Consider the following 25584-nt stretch of genomic DNA (forward strand, 5'->3'; position numbering starts at 1 on the left):
CCTGCGTTATCTTATGTATACCAGATACACGTTCTCACAAGCCAGTGCCCAGAGATGCAGGTCATTTGTGTCAGCTACTGCGTGCGAGGTTACCGGATTGATCCTTTCCGGGAAACGGAACAAGCCGCTTGGCGTCTTCGTCCCACAGTTTCAGGTTTAAAGCGGCAACAGCCTCGGGGAATTTGATCCGGCGGGGCGTGAATTCGGGCGGAAGGTTGTAGTGGCATGCACGCAGCCGATAAGACGGAATGCGCGCATTGAAATGATGGATGTCGTGCAGCGTGATGCACGCAACCGCATTGTCGAACCACCACCCGAAATCCAGCGCCGATGATCCCTGCAGCGCCGCTAGTTGCGGGTCCAGATCCGGACGACGGTCCCAGTATGTGTCTTCGAAATTGTGCTGCAGATAGACCAAAAACACACCCAGCATCCCGCCTAAAAGCGAAAACACCAACCACACCAGAATACCCGTGGTGCCAGCTATCAGGTAAAGAAGGCCAAGAAAGACGATGATCGATAAGTTGTGCAGCAATACACCCCTCACGCCAAACCTAACCGTGTTCTTGGGCCATCGATAGCGAATGAAATACGTGAACAGCGCTCCGGCCGGAACCAGGATGAAGGGATTCCGGTAGAGCCTGTAAAACAGGCGTGCTTTCCAATCCGCCTTGTTCCATTCCCGCACGGTCATCGTATGGATTTCGCCCGTCTCGCGGTGCTCAAGATTGCCGATACCGGCGTGGTGCAGGTTGTGATTCTGTTTCATCACCTCGAAGGGCGCAAAGGTGAACGGCGAAAGCCCGTGCCCCGCCCACTCGTTTTGGCGACGTGTCTCAAACAGCGAGTGATGTCCGCAATCGTGCTGTAGCACGTAAAGGCGCACCGCCGAAAAGGCAAAGACGACCCCAGCCGGGATCATGACATACCAGCGATCCACATAGGCAATCGCCAGCGCCAGCGATGTGAAATACATCGCGAAGGTTCCAAAATAGCTTAGCGCGGCCAATCTGTTGTCCTGAACCGCGTATTGCCGAGTGTATTCCCTCAGATCCATCCAGCCGCTCCTCACGTTGGTCAGGTCCAATGGTTGTCAAAAACTGGTGCGGAAGCTCCGCGTGAAATTACGCGCGCACAAAACAGATGCACGCCAGTGAATGCTAGCGTGGGGAATTGGGGCTGTCACGCCCCTCAGCCGAAAATGCTGAAAATTGGCGCAGTTACGCGCGGCCCTTGAGATGTTTGGCCAAGGCGCCCGCGTTTTTCTTACGGCGTCCCTTGTACGGGTTCTTGTCCCCCTGTCCGCGCAAAGTCAGGCGGATCGGAGTACCGGGCATGTCAAAAGATTCGCGCAGACCGTTGACCAGATACCGGGTGTAACTGGCTGGCATTTTGTCAGGGTGCGAGCACATGACAACAAAGCCCGGCGGGCGGGTTTTGGCCTGTGTCATGTAACGCAGCTTGATCCGGCGACCTTGCGGGGCTGGCGGCGGGTGCTGTTCCAACATGGCCGTCAGCCAGCGGTTCAGCGCGGCCGTCGGCACACGGCGGTTCCAGATGTCATGGGCCCGCAGAATCGCGGCGCGCAGGCGCTCTAGCCCCCGGCCCGTCTTTGCCGACACCGTCACCAGAGGAGCGCCACGCAATTGCGGCAGCAAACGTTCGAAGGACTCTTTCAAATCCCGCAGCTTTTCCTGTTTATCTTCTTCGATGTCCCATTTGTTGATTGCGACAACAACGGCGCGACCCTCGCGCTCGGCCAGATCGGCAATACGCAGGTCCTGCTGTTCGAAGGGGATGGCAGCGTCCAGCAGAACCACCACCACTTCAGCAAATTTCACGGCGCGCAGGCCATCCGAGACTGAAAGCTTTTCAAGTTTTTCCTGCACCTTGGCTTTTTTGCGCATACCGGCGGTATCAAAGATACGCATCGGTGTGCTGTCTCCGTCCTGGTCGGCCCAATCGATCCGCAGACTGATGGCATCGCGCGTAATACCAGCCTCTGGCCCGGTCAGCAGGCGGTCTTCGCCAATGATCTTGTTGATCAATGTGGATTTACCGGCATTAGGGCGGCCAACAACTGCCACCTGCAACGGCTTTTCAGCGCTGATCAGGGGCGTCTCGCCCTCGCCGTCCTCATCCAGTTCAATATCGGTTTCCGGTGCATCCTCGACCGCCTTTTCCTCGGCGGCATCGGCCAATGGCATAAGCTGGGAATAAAGATCAGTCATCCCTTCGCCATGTTCGCCCGACAGGCGCACCGGCTCACCCAGACCAAGGTTATAGGCTTCAAGCACACCCGCATCCGCTGCGTTTCCTTCAGCCTTGTTGGCCGCAAGGATCACATGTTTGGAACGTTTGCGCAGAATCTCGGCAAACAATTCGTCGGTCGGCGTGACTCCGACGCGCGCGTCAATCATGAACAGACAGACATCTGCCATGTCCACCGCACGCTCAGTCAGGCGGCGCATGCGGCCCTCAAGGCTGTCGTCGGTTGCGTCCTCAAGCCCAGCAGTGTCGATCACGGTAAAGCGCAGATCCCCCAGACGCCCTTGGCCTTCGCGCAGGTCGCGCGTCACGCCGGGCTGGTCGTCGACCAAAGCCAGACGTTTGCCCACAAGGCGATTGAACAGGGTGGATTTGCCCACATTCGGGCGCCCCACGATGGCGAGGGTCAGCGACATGATACTCAACTTTCAAGACTCAGACGCGCCCTTTAGCGCATCTTGTGGTCAACGGAAAGCGTGCAAATCACCTTTGGTCGACACGACGTACAGTGTTTGACCCGCCACAACCGGTGCCGTGGTCGCGCCACCTGGCACTTCGACACGGTTCACCAGTGCTCCGTCAACAGGGCTGAAGAACCGAACATAGCCATCGTTCGAGGCGATGACGATGCGCCCACCCGCGATGATCGGACCATAATGCGCGTAGACCGCCCCCCGGCGTCCCGGCTTATCCTTGACAAAACCCGGCAGGTCCTGCGCCCAAACAATCGCTCCGGTCGCAGCGTCCAGCCGCACCAGTTGGCTGCGGTCACTGATCAGGAAAATACTGTTGCCAGCGGCCCAGACCGTATCGACGGCCCCTTCGTCTGCGGTCCATATCCGTTCGCCGGAATTGGCGTCAAACGCAACTGTGCGCCCAGAATGGTTGCCGATATAGATCTTATCTCCCGCAACCATTGGTCCACCGGTTACATCGACGATCTGCGCCGCCGCACGTCCGCGACGTCCCCCGGCTACTGACGCGTTCCAGCGGCGAATACCCCCCCGACGGAACGTCGCTGCGACATCACCCGAGCCAAAGGCGAACACGGAAAAATCGGATGCAATGACTGGCGCCGGTGCACCCAGAACGTTTCCAACGCTTGGGGTGCCCTGAATTTGCCAGGCAATGCGGCCGTCCTTGGTGTTGACCGCCCAACCGGTTTCGTCACCCGCCACCAGATACAGCAGACCGTTACTGACCAAAGGCGCGCCGCTGCCGGTCGCGTTCAACCTTTTTTGCCAACGAACTGCACCGGTCTTGGCATTCAATGCTGTCAGGCGGCCATAACCGGAAGACACATAAAGCACACCGTTGTCATAGGCCATGCCACCACCCGTGGCATCCGAGTCGCCATCACTTGGCGGAATAAGATCGGTGTTCCAAACAACCTGCCCTTGCGGCGACACTGCAGACACCGTTGCGCCGGCATCAAGCGTATAGATCAACCCACCCGCAACAACGGGATCAGCCGTGATCCGCTGCTTGCGCGAGTCACCCTGACCGATTGAAGCGGACCAGATGCGCTGCGGCGTTGTCCGCAACTGTGCATTGGTCGTCCGGAAAGCAGCCGTACCCGGGCTTTGCGGCCAACTTGCGTTGGCTCTTTGCGCCGGAAGGCTGATCGATTTTGAGCCCCGAGTTTCCACCGTTTCGGTATCGGCAGTGGGCCGGATATCTTCTCGCGGCCCCGGCAAGATAACCTCGGGTTCCCGGCAGGCGGCGACCAGGGTCAATGAAAGGGCTGCCATCGGCAATCCAATACGGGAGAATAGACTTGCTACCATGATGTTCCGAACTCGCCTGTAAGTTTTCCTGCCGCCACCGGATCAGCCCTGTTGGGCGATCAGCGGCTCTGGTTCGCCACCCAGCGCTACAATCAACTGAGCCGCACGCTGTTGCAGATCCACGCCAACTTCTGCGTCCTGACGTAAGGCCTGAAGCCGCGTGATGGCCGCGTCAACATTGCCCTCGGACACATCAATCAGGGCCAACTGTTCTTCGGCCAGCAACCGCAGCGGAGCACCCGGTGCGGCCAGCGCCTCGAACTGAAGACGGCGATCGGCTGCAGGCAGAGTGTCGCTCTGCAGCAGCAGCGCCTTGAAAGCCGCGATCGCGCGGTAGATTTCCGGCAGATCCCCTTGGGACGCAATGGCGTTCAGGCTGACGACCGCATCCTGTTCCGATCCGGCCTCAAACTGAGAGGCCGACAACAGCATGTTAAGAACCGCATCCCCACCCGGTGATTGTGTTTCGACGGCGGCAAGACTGGCTGCACGGTCTTCCGACTGATTCTGTGCCAGCGCTGCCAGGATTGAATCACCTAAATCCTGCGCCTGACTGGTTGCGCGCGACTTGCGGACTTCATTGAACGCAGCACCGCCCACGATCAGGACAACCACAAGTACACCGACCCAACCCCATCTGCGCAATAGCAAGAACAGGCGGTCCCGGCGTACCTCTTCGGTCACCTCATCAATAAAACTGTCGACGTCGCTCATCCCTGCCCTCCGGGGCTGCATCCTTGGTGTATGGCGCCATGTCATACCCCGGCGCAATCGCCAAGCCAAGAGCCCGATTTTTTACAATCTCGCCGGTGGCCTGCCCTCTTGTAGAAAAAAATAAACCGAACTATTCAGTTTAGTGTGGAAACGATACATAATCGTCCCCACTTTCTAGCATGACCGCAAAAAAAATGTGGCGCAGAATTCTGGGAGTTGTCCTGCATGCGATTGATTTCATTAGTAAACGCCGCTTTGGTTATTGTTGTTTTGTTTTTTTTGGTTTTCGAACGGGATAGCCTGTTCTCTTTCGCCGGGCGCGCGGAAGCCGAGGCCAGCCCTGAGGTTGCCAGCGAATCTGGCGAAGTCGTGGACGTGGATCAGGCGACGATTGGCGTCGTTGCCGTTAGGTCAACTGCACGTGAAATTGACAGCGCCGTGTTGTTGCGGGGCCAGACCAAGGCCAATCGTCAGGTCGAAGTTCTGGCCGAAACCACATCGACGGTCATCTCAGAGCCTAAGCGCAAAGGCACGTTCGTCGAAGCCGGCGATCTTCTTTGCGAGCTTGACCCGGGCACCCGCCCCGCCAGTTTGGCCGAAGCGAAGGCTGCCAAGCTAGAAGCCCAAAGCCGCATTCCGGAAGCCGAAGCCCGCCTGGAAGAAGCACATGCGCGTGTCGCCGAGGCCGAGATCAACCTGACGGCTGCGAATAAACTGTCTGACTCCGGGTTTGGATCTGAGACGCGCAGAATCTCAAGCGAGGCGGCGATGAGAACCGCCGAGGCCGGTATCAAGACCGCCGAAGCCGGTCTTGAGGCCACCCGCGCCGGGATCGAAGCCGCAACCGCCGAGGTCAAAGCCGCGGAACGCGAAATCGATCGCCAGACGATCACAGCACCCTTCAAGGGATTGTTGGAAAGCGATACCGCAGAATTGGGCAGCCTGATGCAGCCCGGTGCGCTATGCGCGACCGTTATCCAACTGGACCCGATCAAGCTGGTGGGTTTTGTGCCGGAAACCGAGGTTAACCGCATCATTGTCGGAACCGAAGCCACAGCGCAGTTGGTCACTGGCCTGCAGGTTTCTGGTCGTGTGACATTCCTGAGCCGCTCGGCCGATGAAACAACCCGCACGTTCGAAGTCGAAATTACTGTTCCGAACCCGGAACTGGCCATTCGGGACGGCCAAACCGCCGACATCCGCATTTCGGCCGCCGGGGCCAAGGCGCATTTCCTGCCGCAATCGGCACTGACCCTGAGCAATAACGGTCAACTCGGTGTCCGCACCATTGGCCAGAGCAACGTGGTCGATTTCCAGCCCGTCGTTCTTCTGCGTGATACTGCCGAAGGCGTTTGGGTCGGTGGCCTGCCGGAAACTGTGGACATCATCGTCATCGGGCAAGAGTTCGTAACCCGCGGCGTCACAGTTGAACCTACATATCGGGAAGCTTCGAAATGACCGGAATCGTCAGTTGGGCCGCTGGCCGGGCCAGAATGGTTCTGGCCTTTATCGCCATCTCATTGGTGATTGGCGGCTTTGCCTATGTCAGCCTGCCGAAAGAAGGCGAGCCCGACATTGAAATCCCTGCCCTGTTTGTCTCGGTTCAGTTTCCGGGCATCTCAGCCGAGGATTCCGAAAACCTGTTGGTCAAACCAATGGAGACCGAACTTGCGGACCTTGATGGGCTGAAAGAGATGACCTCGACCGCCGCCGAAGGGTATGCGGGCGTCGCGCTGGAGTTCGATTTCGGCTGGGACAAGACCGCGATCATGGCCGATGTGCGCGACGCGATGAACAGTGCGCAAGCCGAATTCCCCGACGGAGCTGAGCAATACTCGCTGACCGAGATCAATTTCTCAGAATTCCCCATCGTTATCGTCAACCTGACGGGTGCAGTCCCCGAGCGCACTATGGCGCGGGTTGCCAAGGCTTTACAGGACGACCTTGAGGCGATGGATTCTGTGCTCGAAGCCGGTATCGCGGGCAACCGCGACGAATTGCTTGAGGTCATCATCGACCCTCTTCGGCTTGAGGCATACAACGTCACCGCCGCCGAGCTTATCGATGTAGTGCGCAACAACAATCAGCTGATCGCTGCCGGTGAGGTCGAAACCGCACAGGGCACATTCTCGGTCAAGATCCCCTCTTCCTTCAAAACTGCGCAGGATGTTTATGGCCTGCCGGTCAAAGTGAATGGCGACCGGGTCGTCACCCTGGGGGAATTGGCGCAGATCAACTATACCTTTGAGGACCGCGAAGGCACCGCCCGTTTCAACGGCGAACAAACCGTCGCGCTGCAGGTGGTCAAGCGCAAGGGCTACAACCTGATCGACACAGTCGAGGGTGTGAAACAAACCATCGCCGCTGCGCAGGCCAAATGGCCACCCGAGATGCAGGCCGCAATCCAGCTGGGCACCTCGAACGACCAAAGCCGCATCGTCGGTTCGATGGTCAGCCAGTTGGAAGGCTCGGTTCTGACGGCCATCGCACTGGTAATGATCGTTGTTCTGGCCTCTTTGGGCACACGCGCGGCATTGCTGGTGGGTTTTGCGATCCCGACCTCATTCCTGCTGTGTTTTGCGTTCCTCGCAGTCATGGGCATCAGCATCTCGAACATCGTGATGTTCGGTCTGATCCTTGCGGTGGGTATGCTCGTCGACGGGGCCATTGTTGTCGTGGAATACGCTGACCGGCGCATTAAAGAGGGCGTCGGCCCGATGCACGCCTATGTCGAGGCTGCGCAGCGTATGTTCTGGCCTATCGTGTCATCCACGGCCACAACCCTATGTGCCTTCCTGCCCATGCTGTTTTGGCCGGGTGTCCCGGGTGAATTCATGGGCATGCTGCCTGTCACGCTGATCTTCGTTCTGTCCGCTTCGTTGATCGTTGCACTGATCTATCTGCCTGTCATGGGCGGTGTTTCGGGCCGCCTGAGCCGCGTCTTTGACCGCACCTCCGACTGGCTGCGCGCGCGCACCCGGTGGTGGGTTCGTGCGGTTATGGTGCCGCCATCGCTGTACCTGATCTTCCTTGGTGCGATGCAACTGCTGAATCCGACCTATCTGTTGCCCGAAGGCGCATTCGGAGCAGTTCTGCTTGGTGCCTTCCTGTTCATTTTTGGAGCATTTGCTGGTTCTGTTACGTTGAGTGCCGCCAAAATAGAACGCGCACCAGATCAGCATGTACATACAGCGCGCGAACACACCCCCTTTGGCTATGTCATCAAGTTCCTGGTCGGCAACCCGATCATGCCGATTGTTTCGATTGTCGTCATTGGCTTCGCTGTGATGTCAGTCATGACCGCATTTGGGAACAACAATCGGGGCGTAGAGTTCTTCGTCGAAAGCGAACCCGAGCAAGCCACGGCCTATGTTCGTGCACGTGGCAACATATCACTGGTCGAAAAGGACCAGATGGTACTGGCGGCCGAAGAAATTATCAGCGCACATCCCGCAGTCGTGAACGTGTTTTCCTTTGCCGGAGAAGGCGGGCTGAACCAAAACAATGGAGGTGCGCAAGCACCGGCAGACACTGTCGGTCGCGTCCAGTTCGAAATCATCCCGTGGGAAGATCGACCCAACGTGTCCGAACCGATCTTCGGCGGGTTGATCGACCGTGAAACGGTTGCCCCGGAATATGACGGTGACTTCGTGCTCGATCAGTTGAACGCCGAACTTGCGAAAATTCCGGGCTTCATCGTGGAAATCCTACCGCTGGAACAAGGCCCGGCCTCGGCCAAGCCCGTTCATTTGCGCATCAAGGCGGATGGCTGGGAAGAACTGACCTCAGCCACTGTTGCGGCCCGTAAAATGTTCGATGAAACACCCGGCCTGATCAAGATCGAAGACACCCTGCCCTTGCCCGGCATCGACTGGCAGATCGACGTGGATGTTGCCAAAGCGGGTCGTTTCGGCGCGGATGTGGCAACCGTCGGCGCGATGGTGCAACTGGTCACGCGCGGGCTGCTGCTGGGCGAAATGCGCCCCGACAGCGTGGACGAGGAAATCGAAATCCGCGTTCGCCTTCCCGACGAAGATCGGGTTTTGTCGACACTGGATACGCTCAAGGTGCGTACGCCGGATGGGCTGGTGCCTTTGTCGAACTTTGTCACGCGCAAGCCAGTGACCAAACTGGCCGAGATCAACCGGATCAACCAGCAGCGTTACTATGACGTGAAGGCCGACGTTGAGCCGGGTCTGAGCAAAGTTGTGATAGATAACGCAGACGGCACGGAACAGCGGCTGGCGGTCGTGCGCGGCGTCGTGGAAGGTACAGAACCCACAGGTGCGATCTTCACTGGACCGACCGGCAGCAATTTCGAGCTTGTCATGTTGACAGGTGCGGAAGATGTCGATGCGGTGCGGGCCGATCTGGAATCTGGAAACGCCCGGATTAGCCTGATCAATCCCAACGAACGCATTGCAGTGCTGACCGAGTGGCTTGAAACTAATCCCTTCGGCAGCACCGTCAGTTGGGAATGGACCGGCGATCAGGAAGATCAGGCAGAAAGCCAGGCTTTCCTGTCCAGCGCTTTCTTGGCTGCATTAGGCCTGATGTTTGTGATCCTGCTGGCGCAGTTCAACTCGTTCTACAACTCGGTGCTTGTTCTGCTGGCCGTTGTGCTTTCGACCACCGGTGTTCTGATCGGGATGATGGTCATGCAGCAACCGTTCTCGATCATCATGACCGGTACAGGGATTGTGGCCTTGGCAGGGATTGTGGTGAACAACAACATTGTTCTGATCGATACATATCAGGAATATAGCAGATATATGCCCCGGATCGAGGCGATCATCCGCACGGCTGAGGCGCGTATCCGCCCGGTTCTGCTGACCACCCTGACCACGATGGCCGGTCTGACGCCGATGATGTTCGGATTGTCGCTGGATTTCATCAATGGCGGCTATTCCATCGACAGCCCAACTGCGCTGTGGTGGAAACAGCTGGCGACGGCGGTTGTGTTTGGCCTGGGTATTGCAACGGTGCTGACCCTGATCGTGACGCCATCGTTCCTGGCCCTGCGGGTGTGGGTCACCACCTATGCGGTATGGCTGGCCAAGGCGGTGGCACGGGCCACCGCAGGTCGTTCCAGCCAAATCGCCCAGGATATGGCGGTTGGTTACGCTGCCCGACAGGTACAGGCCACCGAGGTTGTCTGGGGGGATGAGACGCCGACTGCGCCCGCACCGGATGCAGACAAGGATGAGCGTCCCAATCACCCGCCAACGTCACCCCTAAAGGCGGCCGAGTAATGCAAATGGCGAACAGCAAGGTTCGCCATTTTTCTTCTCCAGGACTTAGTCTCTAAGACCTAGTCGGTGAATACATATTCACCCAAATCACACAGGTTCAGACCGAAGTCTTCAGCCGACGACCCATCGTCGAACGCCCCCCGAATATCGTAGACACATGTGGTCAGGCCATCCGAGATGACAACATCGATTTCGTAATCGGGCGCGACATAGCCACCGCTTAGCAGGTTCCCCTCCCAGCTGCCGGAAGACGCAGGCGAGACATTGAACTCAACCAGATCCGCGCTGAGTTCATTCACAACCAGAAATTCAAGATCCTCGGCAAATGCCGAAGTCGCCGTAAAAACAGTCGCGGCCAAGGCTGCTGCTGCACGCATTTTCATTAGATATTCCTATGATTAAGGTCCGGCCAAAGAACCTGGCACCGTGACTTTAGGTGAATTGTCACCAAGGAAAATGAACGTCAAATTAAACTTGGAGGAATGAACGTATTTTTGCTGTGCTGTGCTGTGCTGTTCTGCCTGGACTCTTAAAATACCCCTTTGACCGGATCAGGCCGCGTCCGCTTGTTGTCGACTCCAGAGCTGCGCGTAACGGCCCTCGCGCTTCAAAAGCTGGTCATGGGTGCCTTGTTCAAGGATTTCACCGCGTTCCAGAACGACAATGCGGTCCGCTTCGGCAATCGTGCTAAGGCGGTGCGCGATCGTCAAAACGGTCCGTCCCTCGCCCGCCCGCGCCAAGGCATCCTTGATGTCCTGTTCGGTATCTGTGTCCAGCGCCGAGGTCGCCTCATCCAACAGCAGGATCGGCGGATTCTTCAGAAGGGTACGCGCAATGCCCACCCGTTGTTTCTCACCACCCGACAGTTTCAGCCCCCGTTCGCCTACCTTGGTGTCATAGCCTTCTGGCAACGTCACGATAAAATCATGGATCTGCGCAGCTTTAGCAGCTGCTTCGACTTCTTCCTGCGTGGCCCCGTCCCGGCCATAGGCAATGTTGTACCGGATGGTATCATTGAACAGCACAGTGTCCTGCGGTACCACGCCGATGGCTGCGTGCAGGCTTCCTTGTGTTACGTCGCGCACATCCTGCCCGTCGATCTTCAATGCGCCTCCGGTGACATCATAGAACCGGAACAGCAAACGGCCGATTGTCGACTTACCCGAACCTGTGGCACCGACAATTGCAACAGTCTGGCCAGCAGGTACCGTCAGCGACACACCTTTGAGGATCTCGCGGTCCGCATCATAACCAAAGCGCACATTGTCCAATGTCACCTCACCACCACTGACCACCAGATCTGGCGCGCCGGGCTTGTCCTGCACCTCGGTCGGTTGTTCCAGCAAGTCGAACATTTGCCCCATGTCCACCAGCGATTGACGGATTTCCCGGTAAACAGTGCCCAGAAAGTTCAGCGGCACGGTGATCTGGATCATATAGGCGTTGACCATGACGAAATCGCCGACGGTCAGCGTTCCCTGTTGCACCCCCATGGCCGCCAGAACCATCACGCCGATCAGCCCGCAAGTGATCAGAAGGGACTGACCGAAATTCAGGAAGGCCAGCGAATACGCTGTCTTAAGCGCAGCCCCGGCATAGGCTTTCATCGACACGTCGTACCGAGCCGCCTCGCGCGATTCAGCATTGAAATACTTGACGGTTTCGAAATTCAGCAGGCTATCGATCGCGCGTTGGTTGGCCTCGGTATCCTGATCGTTCATCTCGCGGCGCAGCTTCACGCGCCATTCGGTCACCGCAAAGGTGAACCAGATGTAAAGCCCGATGGTGACAGCAACGACAACCAGATACCAGACGTCGAACAGCCACATCAAAATGATCGCGACCAGCAGCAGTTCCAGGATCAACGGACCGATGGAAAACAGCAAAAAGCGCAGCAGGAATTCCACGCCTTTCACACCACGCTCGATGATCCGGCTCAGCCCCCCGGTGCGTCGCGTCACGTGGTAACGCATGGACAGCTGGTGGATGTGCTGGAAGGTCTCCAACGCCAGTGCGCGCAAGGCCCGCTGCCCTACCGGGGCAAAGGCCGCATCGCGTAGCTGCTGAAAGCCAACGGTCATCATCCGTGCGACACCATAGGCCACGGTCAGACCAACCGCGCCCAACGCCAGCGGCGGTACGCCCTCACCTGCCAGCCCATCGACAGCGCCCTTGTAAAGGATCGGAGTATAGACCGCGATCAGCTTGGCCAGCACCAGCATGCCCATGGCCAGAACAACGCGTCGTTTTACCCAAGGCTCGTCCTCGGGCCACATATATGGCGCAACCTTCCGGATCGTGCGCCAACCAGAGCGGCGTTCGTCGGACGTGGGCGTATCGGCTGAGGTCATTGGCGCTGCTCGTCTCATCACGTACCTGATCTGCGGTCAGAGATAGACCGCTGGCCCACCAAGGGCCAGCGGCAATAGTTCATTCCGGGATGGTGAATATCTGACCAGGATATATCAGGTCAGGATCGCGGATCGAGCCGCGGTTGGCCTCAAACAGTTTCACATACAGGATACCATCACCGAACCGGTCGCGCGAAATGGCCCAAAGCGTGTCGCCTTCCTGCACGGTCACCGCCCGGATTGGGGGCGGAACTGTTTCGCCCTCGGGCTCATCGCTGGCCTCTGCCGCGCGCAGCACCTCTAGGGGTTCGCGCTTGAACGGGGTTTCCAGGCGGCTGACCACTGTACCATCCGGGGCGATTTCATCGACGCGCAATGTATATATGCCGGGATCAATTCCCTCGAGTTCGCTGCGCCATTTACCATCATCAACCGGTGACAGATCATCGACAAGCTGGTTGTCCAGATACAGTCGAACCGCAGACCCGTCCGGAACCCGTCCGGTAAGCTCTATGTCACCAACGTCGGAATAGCCGATCGTGTCCAAAGCCACCTCGTCCGAGGCGTTGGGTTCGGCAGTTGGAGACTGAACCAGCTCAACCCCGTCCTCGCCGGAACGCAGAATGGCAACTTGTTGATTTTCATCGCCTTCTTCAGTGGTTTCTTGTGCCGTCTCCTGGGGTTGATCCGCAGACGGCTCTGCAGATGTATCCGCCGCTTCGACATCCCCGGTCGTCGCTCCATCTGTTGGCTCTGACGAGGATGTGTCTTGCGCCTCTGCTGTTTCGTTGCCGGAGGGCGCGGCGTCACCCGTTTCTGCGGCGGCGATCTGCTCGGTCGTCGGTTCAGGCTCAGGTTCAGGCAAGGCTGCAATCAAATAGTCGTCCGAACGAACGGGTTGATCCTGGCCTGCAGTTTCCAACGTAAGCCCGCGTGCATCGTCTGAGAATGGGATCGAAAGGAACTCGGCAAACTGACCGGTGTTGTCGACGGTAAAGCTGTGCACTTGCTCACCATCCAGCAAGACACGAACATCTGTGCCTGGCTCTGCATTGCCGGATAGAACGGTATTGCCGTCCAGCTCAACAAAGATCTGGTCCAGAGTCGGTGGCGCGACACCCGGGTCGGCCTCAGCCGTTTCCGTCGCTGGTGCGGTCACGGAATCAGACGGATCAGCGGTTTCCGGTTCCTCAATTGCTGTGCTCTGATCCTCGGACGGGGTGGAAACCGAACTGGCCTCCTCCGTGGTTTGGACGGCGGTGTCTTGCTGCGGTGAAGCTTCCTGAGGACCCGTCCCGAAGACGCCGGACAGGTACAACCCGCCCGCCCCGACCAATGCAACGATGCCGGCAATCACCCCCCAGATGAAAGTACCGGAGCTTTCGCTTCCCGACTTGGAGTTCATTCTTTTCCTTTCGCTCCGCAGCGCAAGTGCTTTGAGTAAAACACATTCTGCCTAACGGTTGAGCCAATCTATCAATCCCGCTATCACGGGTCAAAACACCATATACAAGCCCGGAGAAGCCATCCCATGTCTCAGAAATCTGTCTGTGTGTATTGCGGGTCACGAAATGGCGCGAATCCGGCCTATTCCGACGCAGCGCAACACTTCGGAACCCTTTTGGCCGAAGAAGGCTGGCGGCTGGTCTACGGGGCCGGGGATGTGGGGCTAATGGGTGAGGTAGCGCGGGCCGCGCAAGCCGCCGGTGGTGACACGTTTGGCGTCATCCCGGTGCACCTTCTGCAACGAGAAGTCGGCAAGACGGACCTGACCCGTTTCGTGGTCACCGAGACGATGCACGAGCGCAAGAAGGTCATGATCATGAACGCCGATGCGGTTATTGTCCTGCCCGGCGGTCCGGGGTCGCTGGATGAGCTCTTCGAGGCGCTCACCTGGCGGCAGCTGGGCCTACACGACAAGCCCATTCTGGTCATGAATGTGGATGGCTACTGGGATACGCTGCACGAGCTGTTGCAACAGGTCATCGGCCAAGGCTTTGCAGACGCGTCGCTGTCGGACTTCATCACATGGGTCGATGGCCCGAAGGCTGCAATGTCAACGCTCAGGAAAGTTCTCACTTAGGCTGGCCGGTATACGGGCGGTCAGGACCGCCCGTTTGTTTCCGCCGAATTCAAGTCGCAGGGGCAAGGCGCTGTCGCAACACCTGTTCAACTTTATGCAGCGGGTGATTGGTCAGCGTTTTATCCACCTCGGCAACCACTTTTCCCAGCACTTCGCTGTGCAGCCGCCGACGCAGCAACCCCAGAACGTGCGGGCTGGCCACCAGGACCAGACGTTTATAGGCCCCTTTTAAACCCTTACGGTTCAACAGGTTGGCGACATCCTGCACGAACAGGGATTTCGCGTGGGTTTTCCATTTGCTCTCTTCCACGGCCGATTTCTGATGCGGCGCCGTGTCAAAACGACGACCGGCCCGGTCCGAAGGCTTGGCCCTTGGTCCGTCGCTTTCCTCGACGGATACGACAACCAGATTGGGATCTTCAGCGTCGGTGATATTCTCCATGAACAGCGCCTTTTCCCCGTCAGCGATGACAACCCATGTTCCCTGTGCAAGTTCGACCATTGTGTTCTCCTGTAATGGCGTTTTTTGGCCATCCCTCATGCGTCAGACAAAGCTTTCCCGAGACGCGCCAAAGCCATTCAGCGCGTTGTCTGATCGTTTTCTTAGTAGTTTACGGCTCTCTCCCTCCGCATGCTTTAGCTAGGTATTGCGGGACGGCGTACAATAGGTCTCAATTCGAAAGTTGACGTATAGGCAGGTTTTCTCCTGCGGTGGCATCGACGGCTGGCCGGGCAAGTTGGACTGCTGCCATCATAGCCAAATACCCGGCGCAATATCAGACCGCTGCGGAATCATCATAAAGATTCGTCGGTGTGTTCGGGCGGCTTTTGGCCTCTTGGTCTGGAACGTAGATAAAGAACTCGTCTTGGCGTGGTCAGGTTTTACGTGAAAGCCGAATTAGATCGCGCTTATGATTGATCGGCGCATAAGTTGCCGTGAAAATGATCGGCGATACGTCTTACCAGTAAATCATTTGATAGGTAATCGCCATTTTTTTAGCAAATACCTGTGATGCTTGCACTTTTGGAAAAGGATATCTTCGCCCAAGATCAAACGTGGGAGCTAATATGTGCCGTTTCTTAGCCTGGGTAGGTAGTCCGAGATACCTTGATGAACTGGTTTTGAACCAGGAACAATCGCTGGTCGAGCAAAGCCGGAACGCACTTATTGGCAAGACGCCCATAAATGCAGATGGATTTGGGCTGGCATGGTATTCCCAACGGCCAGAGCCGTGCTTCTACAAAGACCCCCGCCCGGCCTGGTCAGACGCAAATCTGAAGCAACTTGCCCATCACACGCAATCCGGACTCTTTCTGGCCCATGTACGCGCATCGACAGGTACGGCGACGTCTCGTAACAACTGCCACCCCTTTGGGATGGATCGCTGGTGTTTCATGCACAATGGCCAAGCGGGAGGTCACGAACAGATCCGTCAACAGCTTGACGGAATGATCCCCGCCTGCCACTACACCCATCGTTTTGGGGCCACCGAAAGCGAAGCAATATTCCTCATTGCACATGGCGAGGGGTTGGACACCGATCCAATCGGTGCGATGGGCCGCGCCGTGTTGCAAGTGGAAGATCTGTCCAGAAAGAATGGCGCGATCCCGTTCATGAGGTTCGCCGCGTGCTGGTCCAACGGAGAGAAACTGTTCGCTGCGCGCTATGCCTCGGATCGATTTGCCCCAAGCCTCTATTACAGAAAGGGGCGTAACGGCGTCATTATCTCTTCAGAACCTCTGGACGCCGAAGAAAGTGAATGGCTTGAAATACCATCCGGTTCAGCCATTGAAACTGACGGCTTTGAGGTGGCGGCCTACCCGTTTTTGGAAGCAGAGGCACAAGGAAGACCGAATGCCGCCTGAAACAAACTCGCGGTGTGCTTGGAAACGCTATTAAAACAAGAAAGGACCTGTCAGCGTCACCGCCAACAGGCCCTTGAAAAACCCTTATCGGGTCAACAATCACATCCGCGATGCAACGTTTTCCCAGTTCACCAGATTGTCGAGGAAGTTCGACAGGTAAGCCGGACGCTTGTTACGGAAATCGATGTAGTAGCTGTGCTCCCAAACGTCACAGCCCAGCAGTGCTGTCTGACCAAAGCACAGCGGGTTCACGCCGTTTTCGGTCTTGGTCACGGCAAGCGAGCCGTCTGCGTTTTTGACCAACCACGCCCAGCCCGAACCGAACTGACCAGCACCAGCCGCGCTGAACTGCGACTTGAACTCGTCAACCGAGCCAAAGCTCTCGGTCAGGGCTTTTTCCAGGTCACCGGGCATTGCGTTGCCGCCGGGGCCCATCATTTCCCAGAACTGGTTGTGGTTCCACAGCTGGCTGATGTTGTTGAAGATGCCGTTTTGCGCGACGGCATTTGCGTCGTAGGTGCCAACGATGATCTCTTCCAGCGACTTGCCGTCCCACTCGGTGCCAGCGATCAGCTTGTTGCCGTTGTCGACATAGGCCTTGTGGTGCAGGTCGTGGTGATATTCCAGTGTTTCCGCGGACATACCCTTGGCTGCCAGCGCGTCATGTGCATAAGGAAGATCAGGAAGTTCAAAAGCCATATCGGCCCCCTGTTAAAAATGTAAGTTGCGGTTCCCAAGGTTAAATGCTTTGGCAGCCGCCGCAGGTCAAGAGCCGAGACAAGAAAACCCGGAGGCAGGCGATGCTTACACAGGCGCGCAAGATGTTTTACCGCGCCCGCGGATACTATGCGGGTCAGCTTAATGGCGAGCCGTTTCGTCTGGACCCTTATCATTCGAAATTTTGGCGCAAGGCGTCTGATGGCAAGTGGGAGCCTGAAACTTTCGCGGTACTCGACAAGTATCTGTCGGCAGATCGGGATTATCTGGACATCGGCGCGTGGATTGGCCCCACGGTCCTGTACGGTGCCCGCAAGGCGCGGCACGTTTGGTGTTTCGAACCGGACCCAACGGCCTTTCGGCATCTGGCCTGGAACCTCGACCTGAACGACATCCGCAACGTTTCGGCCTTTGGCGTGGCGTTGTCGGACCAGTTCGGAGTGGCCCGTATGGCGTCGGTGCGCGGCGAGCCGGGGGATTCCACCAGCTCACTTTTGCATGACGGAACACATGGCAGCGACGCCTTGACTATCGCGTGGGACCAGTTCGAGGCCGCGAATGACCTTTCGGGCGTTTCTCTGGTCAAGATGGATATTGAGGGGGCTGAGTTTTTTGTGCTGCCAACGATCCTGCCCTGGTTGAAACGGACGCGACCTACTCTGTACCTCTCACTCCACTCACCGCTTTTGCCCGAAGAGGACAGACATCAGCGGACCTCAGACCTGCTGAGCAGTCTCTCCTTTTATCCTGAAATTACTGACGAAACCGGACGCCAGCTGGATGTTCAGAAAGCGCTTAGCCCAACGGAAATGACACGGTACCGTACGGTCTTGTTTACTGGCTAGTAATGCGGCCATTAGCCCTGTCGAAGTAGGTGTTTCCACACTTGCAACCCAAGCGTGAGCTTGTTGAAGTGAACCCACGGAATAGTTTGAAGGATAACAAAAATGAAAGCTTCGCTTACGGCGATTGCTGCGATGATCGTTTCCGCGCAATCAGCTTTAGCTGGTACCGACGAAAACAAATGTGAGATTACGAAGACGGACGGCCATAGCTGGATCGCGCCCGAGTATCACTTTCAGGTAGACACCAACACTCGTGAAGCCAAAGTTGTCAGCGGCCATCACGATTGGACCAGCGCCAAACTCAAAGTGAAAAACAGTGGCGAATACCGCATGTTTTGGAACGTCGACCTCCGGTCAAGCGAAGGGCAAAGCCTGCGTATGAAATATCAGGCAAATCTTAATTCAGCGAAAAACACGGTCAAAGTCCGCGCCAGTTTTGCGCACATAAGCGCTTTTAACAAGCCTTATGGTTCCGGAGTATGCAGCGTAACCACCGGGTAAAGAAAGCCCCGGTGTGGCCGGGGCTTTTCACTTCACTTCGGTTCAGTAAACCCCGACTTCGCTGCCGGGCTGCGCCGCAACTTTAAGCAGCTTGAACACGTAGTCTGCGGCCGACCGGAAACAGACAACACGGAAGGTATCGGCGTCATCCATCCAGAACGCCCCTGCCACCTGCGCCAGACGCGAACGGCGGATCTGACCTGGCTGAAATGCCTCAGCCGACAGCTCCACCGGGGCAAGTTTGCCCAGCACCTCACGCGCATTGCTGCCCGAGATACTGAACACGGCGCGGGCGTCCGAGACGTTGACGGCCAACGCGTGTGTACCGCTCAGCGCGTTGGTCAACGCCGCCAGTTTGGCCTCAACCTCGGCGTAAGGAACAAGCACCAACAATTCATCGGTGGACATCCAGCAGACGCCGGACTCACCGTCGACCAAGGCTTCGCGCTGATCGGGCATCTTCTGACCCGTTGCGTCCTTGACGGCCTTGGCCAACACCTTGTCGGACAGGTCGCCGCGCAAGGTAATCATACCCTGCAGGCCACATTCCTGGACCTTGGCGATGCCATCATAGCTTGCGTGGTTCAGTGCGCTGATGGGTTCAGACATTCTGCTTCTCCCCGTCCTTATCGAAGAAGATCGGGTCCACGATCTTAGCTTTGTAGGTTTTGCCATCGGTACCCGGGAACTCGACGATCTCGCCCATGCGGTCGGGACCGTGCTTGATCAGACCCATAGCGATGCCCTTGCCCAGATTGGCCGAGTAATAGGTCGAGGTCACTCGCCCGATCATATTGCGCTGCCCGTTGGCGTTGACGCCCTCGCCGACTGCGTAAGCTCCGTCAGGAATGACAGAACCATCCACAGTCTCAAGGCCAACCAGTTTCCAGCGGTCCGGATCGGCCATGTGGCTGCGCGAATGGGCGCGTTTTCCGAGGTAGTCCTCTTTCTTCTTCGAGAGCGCCCAGTGCAGCCCCAGATCCTGCGGGATCACGGTGCCGTCGGTCTCGTCCCCGATCATGATAAAGCCCTTCTCGGCCCGCAGGATGTGCAGACATTCAGTGCCGTATGGCATGACGCCGAACTCTTTACCTGCGTCCATCAATGCATCCCAGAATGCCTGACCCTGGCTGGCGGGCACTGCAATCTCATACGACAGTTCACCTGAGAACGAGATGCGGTAGGCCCGGCAATCGAAATCACCGATCTTGCCATCACGCCATTCCATGAAGGGCAGCGCTTCTTTCGAAACATCCATACCGCCCAATTTCTCCAACACCTTGCGGGCGTTGGGGCCAACAACCGCGACCTGAGCGTATTGCTCGGTAACGTTGGCGACGTAGACTTTCCAGTCCCACCACTCGGTCTGCAGCCATTCTTCCATATGGGCATGGATGCGTTCGGCTCCGCCGGTGGTTGTGTGGCACAGCCAAGTGTCCTCGTCGATGCGAGCAACAACACCGTCGTCGATCAGGAAACCGTTTTCCGAGCACATCAGGCCATAGCGGCATTTGCCGATCTTCAGCGTGGACATCATGTTGGTGTACATCATGTCCAGGAATTTGCCGGCATCGGGGCCTTTGACGATCAGTTTGCCAAGTGTCGAGGCATCCAGCAGGCCGAGATTATCACGGGTGTTCTTCACCTCGCGATTCACGGCGTCATGCACGGATTCGCCGGGTCGCACATAGGCATAGGTCCGGCGCCAGTGACCGACCGGTTCCCAATCGGCGCCGTTCTTGTCGTGCCAGTCATGCATCGGTGTCTGACGGATCGGCTGGAACACCTCACCCCGCGATTCGCCGCCAATCGCACCCATCGAGATGGGGGTATACGGCGGGCGGAAGGTGGTGGTGCCAACCTTCGGAATCTCCGACTCCAATGAATCAGCAAGGATCGCCAGACCGTTGATATTGCTCAATTTACCCTGATCCGTCGCCATGCCCAGCGTGGTGTACCGCTTGGTATGTTCGACACTTTCATAGCCTTCGCGCGCGGCCAGTTGAACGTCCGAAACCTTGACGTCATTCTGGAAGTCCAGCCACGATTTCATGCGCAGCTGCACGTCGGCGTTGGCTGGCATCAACCAGACCGCTTCCATAGCAGCCTCTTGCGTGGCTTCACCGGCCGGAGCCTTAGTGTTTTTCGGCTTAAAGCCAGCCGCTTTGGCGGCCGCTTTGCCGGCGGCGTGCGCGTCAGTCAGAACATCACCCAGCGCCAGCGGACCATTTGAGGCGCCAGCGGCCACAACGAACCCTTCGCCATTCGCGCCCAGCGGAGGACGCGCGGGATCGGGGCGGAAATGTGCGTTCGCCTCGTCCCAGATCAGCTTGCCACCGCAATGCGACCACATGTGAACAACCGGAGACCAGCCGCCCGACATGGCAACCGCGTCGCACTCAACTTCTTCGCGAGCGCCACCGATGCCTTCCTGATTGCAGATCTCGACCTTCTTGACGCGCTTGCCGCCTTTGACTTTGGCAATAGCCTTGCCGGGGTCGACCCGGATACCAAGCTGTCGCGCCTCTTCGGCCAGCGGTCCGGCTGCAGCACGCGCATCGATCACACGCAGAACATCGACACCTGCCTGTTTGAGGATGATCGCTGTGCGATATGCGTCGTCATTGTTGGTTGCAACGATCACACGTTCGCCCGGGGTTACGCCCCAATTCACCACAAAGTCCCGCATGGCCGCGGCCAACATGACGCCCGGCACATCATTGCCCGCAAATGACAGCGGACGTTCGATTGCACCTGTCGCAGTGACGACCTGCTTGGCCCGGATACGCCACAGGCGATGGCGTGGACCTTGTGTGCCCGGTTTATGGTCGTTCAGACGCTCATACCCCAGCACATAACCATGGTCATAGACGCCCGCGCCCATGCAGCGGTTGCGCATGATAACGTTGTCCATTGTTTCCAGTTTGGAAACCATTTGTTCCACGAACTTATCCACAGCCTCATCATTGATGGTCCCGCCATCAACCGGAGCACGCCCACCCCAATGCGCGGTTTGCTCGATCAGCAGAACCTTGGCACCGGTCTCGGCCGCAGCCATGGCCGCCTGCAACCCGGCGACACCGCCACCGATCACCAGAACGTCGGTGAAGGCGTAGAAGTGCTCATAAGTATCTGCGTCGCGGTTGTCCTTGTCGGGTGCTTTGCCCAGACCAGCCGACCGCCGGATGATCGGCTCGTAGACGTGTTTCCAGAATGGCTTGGGGTGGATGAACGTCTTGTAGTAGAAGCCTGCCGGCAGGAACCGCGCCAGCGCTGTGTTCACGGCACCAATGTCGAATTCCAGGTTCGGCCAGTGGTTCTGTGAAATTGAGGTCAGACCATTGAACAGCTCGGTCGTTGTGGCGCGCTGGTTCGGCTCGAACCGGTTGCCCTGCCCCAGGCCAACCAAAGCGTTCGGCTCTTCTGCACCGCTGGCGACAACACCGCGCGGCCGGTGGTATTTGAATGACCGGCCCATCATCATTTGATCATTGGCCAGCAGGGCCGAGGCAAGCGTGTCGCCCTCGTACCCCTGCATCGAGGTGCCGTTGAAGGTGAAGGTGACCTGTTTCGACCGGTCAATCAGCCGGCCTTGTTTTGCGAGACGGGTGCTCATGTTGCTGACCTTTCGCAGGCGGAATTAGGGATGGCAGCGTGGATCATTCGTACTCTCTCCACGTCCAGCCAGGGCGCTTTGCAGTGATCGCGTCCTTGAGTTCTTTCGGCGGCTCGGTGGTCTGGGCGGAATAGGTTCCGAACACTTCGAGCGTTTGTGTGCAGCGAGCGGCGTGGAACCACTTGCCGCAGCCATTGCTGTGGCGCCAGCGTTCGAAATGAACGCCTTTGGGGTTTTCACGCATGAACAGGTAGTCGTGGAATTCGCCATCCGACGAGCCGGGACCGAAGCGTTTCAGGTGCGCCTCACCTCCGGCGGTCAGTTCAGATTCTTCGGCGTCGACGCCGCAATACGGGCAGTTCAGGATCAGCATATGGTCATCCTTTTGGCGGTCGGCTGGCAATGTGGCCAACCAGAATTCTATTAGGTGGCACCTTCAGGCCAGGGTGTTAGTGCGCCACCCCGGCGGCGACGCTTTCGTCGATGAAGCGGCCCTCTTTGAAGCGATCCAGCGTAAAGGCTTCGGTCAGCGGTGAGTGACCTGTGGCCATCAGTTGCGCCATGCCCCATCCCGATCCAGGGATCGACTTGAAGCCACCCGTGCCCCAGCCACAGTTGATAAAGCAACCGCCCAGTGGCGTTTTCGACAGGATCGGAGACCGGTCACCGGTCATGTCCACAATCCCGCCCCACTGGCGCAACATCTTCAGGCGCGAGATCATCGGGAAGGTTTCGACCAGTGCGCGAACGGTTTCCTCGATATGATGGAAGCTGCCGCGCTGGGTGTAGTTGTTGAAGGCATCAGTGCCGCCGCCGATCACCATCTCGCCCTTGTCGGACTGAGACATATAGCCATGCACGGTGTTGGCCATCACCACCACGTCCATGCAGGGTTTGATCGGCTCGGACACCAATGCCTGCAGGGCAATCGCCTCAAGCGGCAAACGGAAGCCCGCCATCTCGGCCAGCTGACCGGAATGGCCCGCAACCACCATACCCAGCTTGTCACAGTCTATCGAACCTTTGGTGGTATCGACCCCGACAACGCGGCCATTCTCAGACCTGACGCCTTTGACCTCGCATTGCTGGATGATGTCCATGCCCATTGCGGAACAGGCGCGCGCATATCCCCAAGCCACGGCGTCGTGACGCGCGGTGCCCCCGCGTTCCTGCCACAATGCGCCCAGAACCGGATAGCGCGGGCCGTCGATATTAATGATCGGCACCAGCTCTTTCACACGTTCAGGGGTGATCCATTCGGTCTGAACACCTTGCAAAGCGTTGGCATGTGCCGTGCGCTGATAGCCGCGAATTTCGTGATGCGTCTGGGCCAGCATCATAACGCCACGGGGGCTGAACATGATGTTATAGTTCAGTTCCTGGCTTAGATCCTCGTATAGGCTACGCGCTTTTTCGTAGATCGCAGCCGAAGGGTCCTGCAGGTAGTTCGAGCGGATGATAGTCGTGTTCCGACCGGTGTTACCACCGCCCAGCCAGCCTTTTTCGATCACGGCGACATTTTGGATGCCGTAGTTCTTACCCAGATAATAGGCCGTGGCCAGACCATGACCGCCCGCACCGACGATGATCACGTCGTATTTCTTCTTGGGTTCGGGCGAACGCCAGGCGCGTTCCCATCCGGTGTGATAGCGCAGCGCTTCGCGCGCTACAGCAAAGGCTGAATAGTGTTTCATAGGCGAATCCATCCGGTTCGGTGATTGCGCGAAGATATGCCGCGTAACGCCAGCGCGCCCCTGCCGTTCAACGCCGTAATATCGCACTATTGCGACATAGGCCCCATTATTGCGACACGAAGTCGGCCAGCGGCCATTTGTCCCTTTTGTCGGCCCGCCGAGAGGTCTAAGTCAGGGCAGCCACTTCGGAGAAGCCATGTCGTTCTGGGTCCTGATCATCCTAACAGCTGCCGTGACTGCAGTGTTCCTAGGCTATTCTATCCTGCGCTCGCGTGACACACGCGAACCCGCAGCGGCCTATGACCTGCGTGTTTATCGCGAACAATTGGCGGGCGTGGACAAGGATCTGGCCCGAGGTGTCATCGGGGAAGCAGATGCCGAGCGTGTACGCACCGAGATTTCACGCCGTATTCTGGCCGCAGACGCACAGATACAGGCACAGTCGACTCGACCGGGACCGCCACTTTGGGCTTCGGTCACCGCTATCGCAGCCGTGGGTCTTATCCTGGTCGGCGGTGCGGCCTGGATGTACGACCGGATGGGTGCGGCGGGGCTGCCGGATCAACCTCTGTCGCTGCGCATTGATCGAGCGGAAACCTTGCGCGCGGAACGCCCCAGCCAAGCTGAGTTCGAAGCCACCACAACACCAGCCCCCCTGCCGCAGCTGGAAGAAAGCTATGCAGCGCTTTTGGCGCAGTTACGTGAAACCGTCGAAGCGCGTCCCGATGACCTGCAAGGCCATATTCTTTTGGCGCAACACGAGGCGAACGCAGGCAACTTTTCGGCCGCTTACAAGGCCCAGCAGCGCGTGATCGAATTGTCTGGCGACGCTGTCCCTGCAGACGCTTATTCGCATCTGGCCGAAATGATGATCTTGTCGGCGGGTGGATATGTATCCCCCGAAGCCGAAGCTGCATTGCGCGAAGCGTTAAAACGCGATCCGCGACATGGCCCGGCGCTGTATTACCTTGGCCAGATGATGGTGCAGGTCGGGCGCCCCGACATCGGGTATCGCATCTGGACCGACGCATTGCGCAACGCACCGGCCGGCGCGCCATGGGTCGACGCAATTCTGGCCCAACTGGATGAGCTGGCCTTTCGCGCAGGGGTGTTCAACGCGCCCGAGGTTTCGGCCCCCGCAGGACCCGGCCCAAGCCAGGATGACGTCGAGGCCGCCGCTGCGCTGACCCCGGAAGAACGACAAGAGATGATCCGAGGCATGGTTAATCAGCTCTCCGACCGGTTGGCCACCGAAGGAGGAGCGCCCGAGGATTGGGCCCGTCTGATCGCGGCACTGGGCGTTCTGGGCGAAGGACAGCGCGCCATCGACATCAGGAACGAAGCCATGGCGGTCTTTGCCGGAAACGCCGACGCGCTGGAGATCATCGACGCTGCCGCACTTCAGGCAGGTATCGCGCAATGATATATGACGAATTCGAAGACTTCGCCGCCGCATTGTCCCCTATGACTGCCCTGATGGGGTTGGACCTAGGCGAAAAGACCATCGGCGTGGCCGTGTCCGACCGGATGCGCGGCGTGGCCAGCCCGCTTGAGACCGTGCGACGCAAGAAATTCACCATGGATTCGGCCCGATTGCTGGACATCATCGCGGACCGAGAGATTGGTGGTGTCGTACTCGGCCTGCCCAAAAACATGGACGGCACCGAAGGCCCCCGGTGCCAATCGACCCGCGCTTTTGCCCGAAATCTGTCACGTCTGACCGAGGTTTCAATCAGCTTCTGGGACGAACGGCTAAGCACAGTCGCGGCGGAAAAGGCACTTCTTGAGGCGGATACGTCACGAAAACGTCGCGGACAGGTTATCGATCACGTTGCGGCAGGCTATATTCTACAAGGAGCGCTGGACAGGCTGCGCTTTCTTTAAGGGCAA

Annotated in this window: 21 protein-coding genes; 8 read left to right on the top strand and 13 right to left on the bottom strand. The window is 58.0% G+C overall.

From position 1 onward, the window contains the following. Positions 1–70: 70 nt before the first annotated feature. The 4 genes from AC2FIB_RS14935 to AC2FIB_RS14950 all read right to left on the bottom strand — a co-directional run bounded on the left by AC2FIB_RS14935 (position 71) and on the right by AC2FIB_RS14950 (position 4769). Entirely contained in the window at positions 71–1057 is a 987-nt protein-coding gene (locus AC2FIB_RS14935) for a fatty acid desaturase (protein WP_496735927.1), read from the bottom strand. A gap of 163 nt (positions 1058–1220) precedes the next feature. After that, positions 1221–2684, bottom strand: coding sequence for a ribosome biogenesis GTPase Der (gene der / locus AC2FIB_RS14940; RefSeq protein WP_496735929.1), 1464 nt, complete (start codon positions 2682–2684; stop codon positions 1221–1223). Positions 2685–2732: 48 nt separating this feature from the next. Continuing rightward, complete coding sequence (locus tag AC2FIB_RS14945; RefSeq protein WP_496735931.1) at positions 2733–4055, bottom strand: outer membrane protein assembly factor BamB family protein; 1323 nt, start codon at positions 4053–4055, stop codon at positions 2733–2735. Positions 4056–4097: 42 nt separating this feature from the next. After that, a complete protein-coding gene (locus AC2FIB_RS14950; protein ID WP_496735933.1) occupies positions 4098–4769 on the bottom strand; it encodes a hypothetical protein in 672 nt (223 codons plus the stop codon). Positions 4770–4994: 225 nt separating this feature from the next. On the opposite strand from AC2FIB_RS14950, the gene AC2FIB_RS14955 reads away from it, so the two are divergent. Continuing rightward, a complete protein-coding gene (locus AC2FIB_RS14955; protein WP_282169307.1) occupies positions 4995–6227 on the top strand; it encodes an efflux RND transporter periplasmic adaptor subunit in 1233 nt (410 codons plus the stop codon). Then, positions 6224–10021 carry an efflux RND transporter permease subunit gene (locus tag AC2FIB_RS14960; RefSeq protein ID WP_496842320.1) on the top strand — a complete coding sequence of 1266 codons (3798 nt, stop codon included), beginning with the start codon at positions 6224–6226 and terminating at the stop codon, positions 10019–10021. Before AC2FIB_RS14955 ends, AC2FIB_RS14960 begins: the two co-directional genes overlap by 4 nt. A 59-nt stretch (positions 10022–10080) precedes the next feature. Here AC2FIB_RS14960 and AC2FIB_RS14965 read toward each other — a convergent pair whose 3' ends face one another. The 3 genes from AC2FIB_RS14965 to AC2FIB_RS14975 all read right to left on the bottom strand — a co-directional run bounded on the left by AC2FIB_RS14965 (position 10081) and on the right by AC2FIB_RS14975 (position 13777). Beyond that, complete coding sequence (locus AC2FIB_RS14965) at positions 10081–10404, bottom strand: hypothetical protein (protein ID WP_496735937.1); 324 nt, start codon at positions 10402–10404, stop codon at positions 10081–10083. Positions 10405–10572: 168 nt separating this feature from the next. Continuing rightward, a complete protein-coding gene (locus tag AC2FIB_RS14970; protein WP_496735939.1) occupies positions 10573–12372 on the bottom strand; it encodes an ABCB family ABC transporter ATP-binding protein/permease in 1800 nt (599 codons plus the stop codon). Between the two features lie 79 nt (positions 12373–12451). Further along, positions 12452–13777 (bottom strand): LysM peptidoglycan-binding domain-containing protein, encoded by a 1326-nt coding sequence (locus tag AC2FIB_RS14975; RefSeq protein WP_496842322.1) that lies wholly within the window; start codon positions 13775–13777, stop codon positions 12452–12454. 126 nt (positions 13778–13903) lie between these two features. Here AC2FIB_RS14975 and AC2FIB_RS14980 point away from each other — a divergent pair, with 126 nt between their 5' ends. Continuing rightward, a complete protein-coding gene (locus tag AC2FIB_RS14980) occupies positions 13904–14455 on the top strand; it encodes an LOG family protein (RefSeq protein WP_109311448.1) in 552 nt (183 codons plus the stop codon). A gap of 49 nt (positions 14456–14504) precedes the next feature. On the opposite strand, the gene AC2FIB_RS14985 is transcribed toward AC2FIB_RS14980, so the two are convergent. After that, the gene (locus AC2FIB_RS14985) at positions 14505–14957 is read right to left on the bottom strand and encodes a baeRF12 domain-containing protein (RefSeq protein WP_282151548.1); all 453 of its coding nucleotides are present in this window, start codon (positions 14955–14957) and stop codon (positions 14505–14507) included. A gap of 566 nt (positions 14958–15523) precedes the next feature. Here AC2FIB_RS14985 and AC2FIB_RS14990 point away from each other — a divergent pair. Next, positions 15524–16321: a class II glutamine amidotransferase gene (locus AC2FIB_RS14990; protein WP_496735943.1), complete on the top strand. Its 798-nt coding sequence runs from the start codon at positions 15524–15526 to the stop codon at positions 16319–16321. Between the two features lie 99 nt (positions 16322–16420). Here AC2FIB_RS14990 and AC2FIB_RS14995 read toward each other — a convergent pair whose 3' ends face one another. Then, on the bottom strand, positions 16421–17020 hold the full coding sequence (locus AC2FIB_RS14995) for a superoxide dismutase (protein ID WP_109311451.1): 600 nt from the start codon (positions 17018–17020) through the stop codon (positions 16421–16423). Between the two features lie 101 nt (positions 17021–17121). On the opposite strand from AC2FIB_RS14995, the gene AC2FIB_RS15000 reads away from it, so the two are divergent. Continuing rightward, positions 17122–17883 carry an FkbM family methyltransferase gene (locus AC2FIB_RS15000; protein ID WP_496735945.1) on the top strand — a complete coding sequence of 254 codons (762 nt, stop codon included), beginning with the start codon at positions 17122–17124 and terminating at the stop codon, positions 17881–17883. A 102-nt stretch (positions 17884–17985) separates the two neighbouring features. After that, complete coding sequence (locus AC2FIB_RS15005) at positions 17986–18384, top strand: hypothetical protein (RefSeq protein WP_496735947.1); 399 nt, start codon at positions 17986–17988, stop codon at positions 18382–18384. Between the two features lie 42 nt (positions 18385–18426). Here the strand turns inward: AC2FIB_RS15005 and AC2FIB_RS15010 are convergent, their stop codons facing one another. From AC2FIB_RS15010 to AC2FIB_RS15025, 4 genes are all read right to left on the bottom strand, one after another. Then, the gene (locus AC2FIB_RS15010; protein ID WP_496735949.1) at positions 18427–18993 is read right to left on the bottom strand and encodes a sarcosine oxidase subunit gamma; all 567 of its coding nucleotides are present in this window, start codon (positions 18991–18993) and stop codon (positions 18427–18429) included. Next, positions 18986–22000, bottom strand: a complete 3015-nt coding sequence (locus tag AC2FIB_RS15015; protein WP_496735951.1) for a sarcosine oxidase subunit alpha family protein — start codon at positions 21998–22000, stop codon at positions 18986–18988. Before AC2FIB_RS15015 ends, AC2FIB_RS15010 begins: the two co-directional genes overlap by 8 nt. 43 nt (positions 22001–22043) lie before the next feature. Continuing rightward, positions 22044–22373: a sarcosine oxidase subunit delta gene (locus AC2FIB_RS15020; protein WP_496735953.1), complete on the bottom strand. Its 330-nt coding sequence runs from the start codon at positions 22371–22373 to the stop codon at positions 22044–22046. Positions 22374–22449: 76 nt separating this feature from the next. Then, the gene (locus AC2FIB_RS15025) at positions 22450–23694 is read right to left on the bottom strand and encodes a sarcosine oxidase subunit beta family protein (protein WP_058278329.1); all 1245 of its coding nucleotides are present in this window, start codon (positions 23692–23694) and stop codon (positions 22450–22452) included. Between the two features lie 196 nt (positions 23695–23890). Here AC2FIB_RS15025 and ccmI point away from each other — a divergent pair, with 196 nt between their 5' ends. Together ccmI and ruvX are read left to right on the top strand one after the other, a co-directional pair. Next, positions 23891–25117 carry a c-type cytochrome biogenesis protein CcmI gene (gene ccmI, locus AC2FIB_RS15030; RefSeq protein ID WP_496735955.1) on the top strand — a complete coding sequence of 409 codons (1227 nt, stop codon included), beginning with the start codon at positions 23891–23893 and terminating at the stop codon, positions 25115–25117. Continuing rightward, on the top strand, positions 25114–25578 hold the full coding sequence (gene ruvX / locus AC2FIB_RS15035) for a Holliday junction resolvase RuvX (RefSeq protein WP_496735957.1): 465 nt from the start codon (positions 25114–25116) through the stop codon (positions 25576–25578). Before ccmI ends, ruvX begins: the two co-directional genes overlap by 4 nt. Positions 25579–25584 lie beyond the last annotated feature (6 nt).

The sequence above is a fragment of the Ruegeria sp. YTSA072 genome, assembly GCF_059610285.1.